This is a genomic window from Novosphingobium acidiphilum DSM 19966 (genome assembly GCF_000429005.1).
Taxonomy (GTDB): Bacteria; Pseudomonadota; Alphaproteobacteria; order Sphingomonadales; family Sphingomonadaceae; genus Novosphingobium; species Novosphingobium acidiphilum.
Map to the genome: position 1 here is coordinate 200828 of NZ_AUBA01000007.1, position 6608 is coordinate 207435.

Below are 6608 nucleotides of genomic sequence, written 5' to 3' on the forward strand. Positions count from 1 at the left end.
CATGAACGTATCAGGAACACTGATCGGCTACAACGGCGCAGTCGCTGCCTCAAGCCAGGCGCGGTCATCACCGCCCAGCAGCGGCATCAGGATCGCGCGCACGTCGGCGTGATAGGCATCAAGCCAGGCGCGCTCGCCTGCATCGAGCAGCGCCGGATCGATCAACCGCCGGTCGATCGGCACATGGGTCAGCGTGGCAAAGCCCAGGTATTCGCCTTCGGCCCCGTCGATCGCGCGCGGTTCGACCAGCACCAGGTTCTCGATACGGATGCCATAGGCACCGGCGCGGTAATAGCCGGGCTCGTTCGACACGATCATGCCCGCCAGCAGGGCTTGCGCGGTGCCCGCCTGCCCGCCCTGCGCCTTGGCGATACGCTGCGGCCCTTCGTGGACAGACAAAAAGCTGCCGACGCCGTGCCCGGTGCCATGTGCATAATCGCATCCCGCCGCCCACAGGAACTGGCGCGCCAGCACGTCAAGCTGCGCCCCCACCGTGCCCGCCGGAAACACTGCGCGGGCCAGCGCGATATGCCCCTTGAGCACCCGCGTGAACCGGTCGCGCACTTCGGCCGGCGGCGCATCGGGGCCGATCCACACCGTGCGGGTGATATCGGTGGTGCCATCGCGATATTGCCCGCCCGAATCCACCAGATAGACGCTGTTGGCGGCAATCGCGCGGTTGGTGGTCTCGTCCGCCTTGTAATGCACGATCGCGCCATTGGGGCCAGCGCCCGAAATCGTATCGAAACTCAGATCGATCAGCGCATTGGTTGCGCGCCGTTCGCCTTCCAGCCGGTCTGATGCCGACAATTCGGTCTGCGTGCCCTGTGGCCCGGCCTGTTCCAGCCAGTGCAGAAAACGCGCAACTGCCGCCCCGTCGCGCGCCTGGGCGGCGCGGTGTCCGGCGATTTCCACCGGGTTCTTCACCGCCTTGGGCAGGATCACCGGATCGGTCAGCGGCAGGATCGTGGCCCCAGCCGCATCAAGCGCCTGAAAGATCGCGGCAACGCTGCGTTCCGGATCGACCGCCACGCGCTTGTCCGCCAGCGCGTGCAACGCCGCCACGAAGCCATCGCGCGGGGCCAGACGCACGCCCGCGCCCAGATGCGCGACCAGATCGGGCGTAACTTTTTCGGGCGCGATAAACAGATCGGCCGTGCCATCGGCGTGCACCAGCGCATAGGCCAGCGCAACCGGGGTACAGGCGACATCGCTGCCGCGCAGATTGAACAGCCAGGCGACCGAATCGAGTGCTGCGATCACCACCGCATCGCTGTCCTGCTGCGCCAGCCAGCGGGTTACCGCCGCCAGCTTGGTGTGGTGGTCAAGGCCGGCATGTTCGATCGCGTGCGGCACGGCCGGGGCCGCGGAGGGTGCGGGTTGATCGGCCCAGATCGCATCGACCGGGTTGGCGTCCACCGCCACCAGCGTGCCGCCGCTCGCCGCCAGCGCACGCGCGGTTGCCTCGGCCCAGGCGCGGGTGTGCAACCATGCGTCATAGCCGATCCGCGCGCCATCGGGGGCATGCGTCGCCAGCCATGCCGCCGGGCTGGCCTGCGGCACCTGTTCAAAGGCATAGAACCGCGCATCGACCTGATCGCGCACCTGCAAGGTGTAACGCCCGTCGACGAACATCGCCGCACAATCGCGCAACACCACCGCGCTGCCCGCAGAGCCGGCAAACCCGGTCAGCCATTTCAGCCGCTGCGCATAGGCGCCGACATATTCGCTCATGTGTTCATCGCAGATCGGCACGACAAACCCGTCCAGATCCTGCACTGTCAGCCTGTCGCGCAGCGCCTTGAGCCGCGCCTCGTGGGTGTTCATCAACATCGCCGTTGTCCATCAAGGGGTAAACCCCGGCTTGCCGGGACCGTGCATGCACCATAGATGCGTTGCATGGCCAAAACCACCCCGCCCCGAATGGCACCGCTCTCCCATCCCCCGATTGCCGAACGGCGCCCGCACAGCTTTGCCCACCACGGCGTGACCGTGGTCGATGACTATGCCTGGCTGCGCGATCCGGCCTATCCCGAGGTCAAGGACCCGGCAGTGCTCGACTATCTCAACGCCGAAAACGCCTGGTTCGAGCAGCGCATGGCCGACCGGCAGCCGCAGATCGACACGCTGTTCACCGAAATGCGCGGCCGCATCAAAGAGGCCGACCGTTCGGTGCCGCAGAAGGACGGGGCATATCTCTACTGGATCGAATTTGCCGAAGGCGCCGAATACAAGACCTGGTGGCGACGCCCGGTGGCGGCCGGCGACGATGGCGCGGCCAACGAACTGATCCTCGACGAAGCGGTGCTGGCCGACGGGCTTGATTATTTCAAGCTGGGCGCAATTTCGGTGTCGAACGACGGCCGCATGCTGGCCTGGGCGGTCGATAACGATGGCTCGGAACGGTTTGTCGCGCGGATCAAGGTCATCGCCACCAGCGAAGTGCTGCCCGACGAAATCCCCGAAACACTGTCGGGCCTGATCTGGACCAGCGACGACAGCGCGCTGGTCTATGCCCGGGTCAACGACCAGTGGCGCACCGACACCGTGCTGCTGCACCGGCTGGGCACCGCCGCCAGCGACGACCAGGTGCTGTTTCACGAGGCGGACGAAGGGTTTCGCGTCGGCGTCGGCCTGTCGGCGAGCGAACGGTGGCTGGTACTTTCAACCGGCGACCATGAAACCGGTGAATCCTGGCTGGTGCCTGCCGCCGATCCGACCGCGCCGTTGGTTCTGGTGCGCGAACGCCGGACCGGGGTGGAATACGATGTCGATGTGTTCGATCGCAACGATGGCAGTGATCCGCTGCTGTATATCCACACCAATGACACGCACGAGAATTTCCGGCTGGCCACGGCCCCGCTTTCGGCCCCGCGCGAATGGACCACGCTGATCGAGGGCAGCGACGAATTTTATCTGACCGGGTTCGATCTGTTCCGCGATTTCTATGTGGTCGAAGGCCGCGTGCGCGGGCTCGACCGGATCGAAGTGCGCTATTACGACGATCCCGCGCGGATCGAACACATCGCATTTCCCGAGGAAAGCTATGAAGCGGGTCTGGCCGACAATCCCGAATGGGCGACCGATCGCCTGCGGCTGACCTATGAATCGATGATCAGCCCGGCCACCGTCTATGACTATCATGTCGCCGACCGCACGCTGGAAACCCTGAAGGTCCAGGAAATCCCTTCGGGCTATGACGCCTCGCTCTACTGGACGCAGCGGATCGAAATTTCCGCGCGCGACGGCACGCTGGTGCCGGTGTCGATCATGGCGCGCAAGGATCGCACCGACCCCTCGCCGCTCTATCTCTATGGCTATGGCGCATATGGTATTGCCATCGGGCCGGGGTTTTCCACCGGCCGGCTCAGCCTGGTCGATCGCGGCATGGTGTTTGCCATTGCGCATATCCGCGGCGGCGATGACCTGGGTCGCAAATGGTACAAGGACGGCAAGCTCGACAAACGGCGCAACACGTTCAACGATTTCGTCGATGTCGCGCGCGGCCTGGTTGCACGCGGTCTGACCAGCCCGGGGCGCATCGCGATCAGCGGCGGATCGGCGGGCGGCGAACTGATGGGCGCGGTGATCAATTCCGATCCCGATCTGTGGGGCGCAGTGGTGGCGCATGTGCCGTTTGTCGACGTTCTGAACACCATGCTTGACGAAACGCTGCCGTTGACGCCGGGGGAATGGCCCGAATGGGGCAATCCGATCGAGGATTCAGACGCCTTTCACCTGATCCACGCCTATTCCCCCTATGACCAGGTGCGCCATCAGGCCTATCCGCCGCTGATGGTCACCGCCGGGCTTAACGATCCGCGCGTGACCTATTGGGAACCTGCCAAATGGGTGGCCCGACTGCGCGGGTGCAAGACCGACAGCAACGAACTGGTGTTCAAGACCAACATGGGCGCCGGCCACGGCGGAAAATCGGGCCGATTTGAAAGCCTGAAGGAAACCGCCGAGGAATTCGCGTTCATCCTGTGGCAGCTGGGTATCGCCGATGGCGCAGAGCCATGACCTGACCTTTACCGCGGGGCCGGACGACATCGACGAACTGGGCCACGTCAACAACGCGGTTTGGGTGCAGTGGATGGAACGGATCGCGGTGGCGCACTGGCAGGCCGACGCCCTGCCCCGGCACCGCGATCGCTATATCTGGGTCGTAACGCGGCACGAAATCGATTATCGCGGCAATGTCGGTGCAGGCGAAACCGTCATGGCACAAACCCGCATTCCCGATGGCCCGGCCGGCGCGCGCTTTGACAGGTGCACCACGTTTCGCGATCAGCGCGGCCGCGCGCTGGTCGACGCACGCACCACCTGGGCGCTGATCGATCGCACCACCGGACGGCTGGCGCGCGTTACCGCCGAAATCGCCGCGCCGTTTCTGGCCTGATCAACCCGGCCCCGGAGCGGTATCGCCCGCATGGGGCCTGGCCCGGCGTTTGCGCAAGGGTGGCGCGCTATCGCGCAGCACCAGTGTCGACGCGGGATTGTCCAGCCCGTATTGCCGGCGCAAATCCTGTTTGAACGCCTCGACCGCAGCCTCGTCATACAGATCGCGGATGGCAAAGCGGCGGACGATCAGATCATCGACCATGTCGATCAGCGTCAAGGTGCGGCCACTGGTCAGTTCGGTCAGCCGCGACATATCGAGGCCATTGGCCAAATTCCAGGTTTCGTGATCCCAGCTGATCAGTGGCCGCTGGCAATAGCGGCAGGCGCTGGTCAGCGCACCATCGCCGGCCCGATGGCGCGCGCGTTCGGGGCGATGGACCCGGGTAAACCAGCACTGTGTCAGCGCCTGCATGCCGCGTACTGCCTTTTCGGTCCGGTGATCGGCGCGCCGGGGTTCGGGATGGAGGTTGCGCGGCCCACCGATCATGGGGATAGAACGGCAGCGCCACGCAGCGGTTAAGCGTCACGGCCACCGATCGCGTCTGCGACACTGTTGCCCGACGCCAGCTGGCTGTGATCGCAACCAGCTTAATTTCCAAAACGAGCCCCGCGTCGGCCCCACAAACATCTGCCTATATTAACTTATTGAATTTTTGTGGTTTCGCAAATTCCTAACAGCCATTTCCGTTTACCATCTGTGCCGCCAACAACTTACCTTCACCGTAATAAAACCGACCCGGGACATGGGGAAAATTCACAAAGATTAAGCGCCCGTCAACAAATGGCATTTACCAGCCTTTACGACGGGACGATCTGAACATTCGGGGCGCGGAATTAAATATGCAGGCGAATAATCTGATCGAATTTGCCATGAGTTATGGCATAGAAAGTTTGATCGTTTCAAAATCTGTCAAACTATCTGCAGAATATCGTACACGATATCTTTCGACCAACGATTCATTCAAAAATGAACGCGACGCATTTGTTGCAAATATATTTGATTACACGCAGATTCGCCAGTTTTCGGATGATGAGACGTTTGCATTGTCCCGTGCTGCGGATGATTACGACATCCTGATCATCGGCGGCAGCGATCCGTTGCGCATGGGGCGATTTTTGCGTGCCAACCGGTTTCTCCTGAACAATATCGCCACGATTGCGGTGCTGCACGGTTCGACGCCACCGCGTCGCGCGCGCCTGCTGAATGTCGGCTTCGACGATGTCATCGACAGCGCTAGGATGCCCGTCGATGAAGCCATGGCACGCATCGCCGCGATCACCCAGCGCTATGCCGTAACCCGCCAGGTGCACCATTCGATGCACGAGAAAAAGGCCGGCATTGCCCATCTTTGCAATCCGACGGAACTGACCCCGCGCGAACTGGCACTGCTGGCGGCGCTGTCGCGCAATGCCGGCCAGGCCGTGGCGGTCAGCCAGCTGTGCCGCGTCATCGACCCGGCAGACCCGGCCAAGTTCAAGCGTTCGATCAAGGTGAGCATGTCGAACTTGCGGCGCAAATTGACCCCTGGATACCGCATCGAGACCAATTTCCAGGGCGCCTACGGGCTGTACCACAGCGCCGATCAGACTGTGGACAGCTGATCCGCCATGCGCCTGTCCAGGCACGTGGCCCGCGCAATCGGTTGCCGGTTTCTCGGGATGCATTGGCCTGACGCGGACGTGGCATGGGACGGTGACGGTTTTGTCGGCAGCTGCCGGATGTGCCGCCACCGGCTTCACCGCGAACGCCCTGGCATGTGGCACCGTGCGGCCACGCGAACCGATCTGCCTGCCGCTGGGCGGACGATCCGACGTTAACCGGTTCCGGGCGTCGGGCTGTGCAATTTTCGGCCAACGCGGCGAAAATGTGGATCGTGTCCCACGGCGTGGTGTAGCTTATTGGGGCCACCACCGATTTCGGCGTCAGTTTGAGCCGATCATGCGCCGGGCACAGCCGATAGCATGACGATGGGATTGTCGCTGAGTGGCGCCATTGTTTCAAGCGTCATGTAGCGTGCGCGCTGGACGGCCCATTCGTCGGATTGCTCCATGAGGATGGCGCCGATCAGGCGGGTGATCGCGCCTTCGTTGGGGAAGATCCCGACCACTTCGGTGCGGCGTTTGATCTCGCCATTCAGGCGTTCGATGGGATTCGTGCTGTGCAACTTGGCCCGATGTTCCTTGGGGAACGTCATGTAGGCCAG

At 63.2% G+C, this 6608-nt stretch carries 6 protein-coding genes; 3 read left to right on the top strand and 3 right to left on the bottom strand.

The window, feature by feature from the left end:
- Positions 1 to 27 precede the first annotated feature (27 nt).
- A complete protein-coding gene (locus G404_RS0108470) occupies positions 28 to 1827 on the bottom strand; it encodes an aminopeptidase P family protein (RefSeq protein WP_028640701.1) in 1800 nt (599 codons plus the stop codon).
- Between the two features lie 96 nt (positions 1828 to 1923).
- Here G404_RS0108470 and G404_RS0108475 point away from each other — a divergent pair, with 96 nt between their 5' ends.
- The gene (locus G404_RS0108475) at positions 1924 to 4023 is read left to right on the top strand and encodes a S9 family peptidase (RefSeq protein WP_425411624.1); all 2100 of its coding nucleotides are present in this window, start codon (positions 1924 to 1926) and stop codon (positions 4021 to 4023) included.
- Positions 4007 to 4402, top strand: a complete 396-nt coding sequence (locus tag G404_RS0108480; RefSeq protein WP_028640703.1) for an acyl-CoA thioesterase — start codon at positions 4007 to 4009, stop codon at positions 4400 to 4402. Before G404_RS0108475 ends, G404_RS0108480 begins: the two co-directional genes overlap by 17 nt.
- On the opposite strand, the gene G404_RS18550 is transcribed toward G404_RS0108480, so the two are convergent.
- Positions 4403 to 4816 (bottom strand): hypothetical protein, encoded by a 414-nt coding sequence (locus G404_RS18550; protein ID WP_211230751.1) that lies wholly within the window; start codon positions 4814 to 4816, stop codon positions 4403 to 4405.
- A 428-nt stretch (positions 4817 to 5244) separates the two neighbouring features.
- Here G404_RS18550 and G404_RS0108490 point away from each other — a divergent pair, with 428 nt between their 5' ends.
- Positions 5245 to 6006, top strand: coding sequence for a winged helix-turn-helix domain-containing protein (locus G404_RS0108490; protein WP_028640704.1), 762 nt, complete (start codon positions 5245 to 5247; stop codon positions 6004 to 6006).
- A 335-nt stretch (positions 6007 to 6341) separates the two neighbouring features.
- Here the strand turns inward: G404_RS0108490 and G404_RS0108495 are convergent.
- Positions 6342 to 6608: transposase (locus G404_RS0108495; RefSeq protein ID WP_028640705.1), on the bottom strand; the 267-nt coding region annotated here is incomplete at its 5' end.

Excerpts from the sequence above, each read along its gene's own strand:
- G404_RS0108480 (WP_028640703.1), top strand. The coding sequence starts at position 4,007 with ATGGCGCAGAGCCATGACCTGACCTTTACCGCGGGGCCGGACGACATC.
- G404_RS0108475 (WP_425411624.1), top strand. The coding sequence starts at position 1,924 with ATGGCACCGCTCTCCCATCCCCCGATTGCCGAACGGCGCCCGCACAGC.
- G404_RS18550 (WP_211230751.1), bottom strand. The coding sequence starts at position 4,816 with ATGCAGGCGCTGACACAGTGCTGGTTTACCCGGGTCCATCGCCCCGAA.
- G404_RS0108490 (WP_028640704.1), top strand. The coding sequence starts at position 5,245 with ATGCAGGCGAATAATCTGATCGAATTTGCCATGAGTTATGGCATAGAA.
- G404_RS0108470 (WP_028640701.1), bottom strand. The coding sequence starts at position 1,827 with ATGAACACCCACGAGGCGCGGCTCAAGGCGCTGCGCGACAGGCTGACA.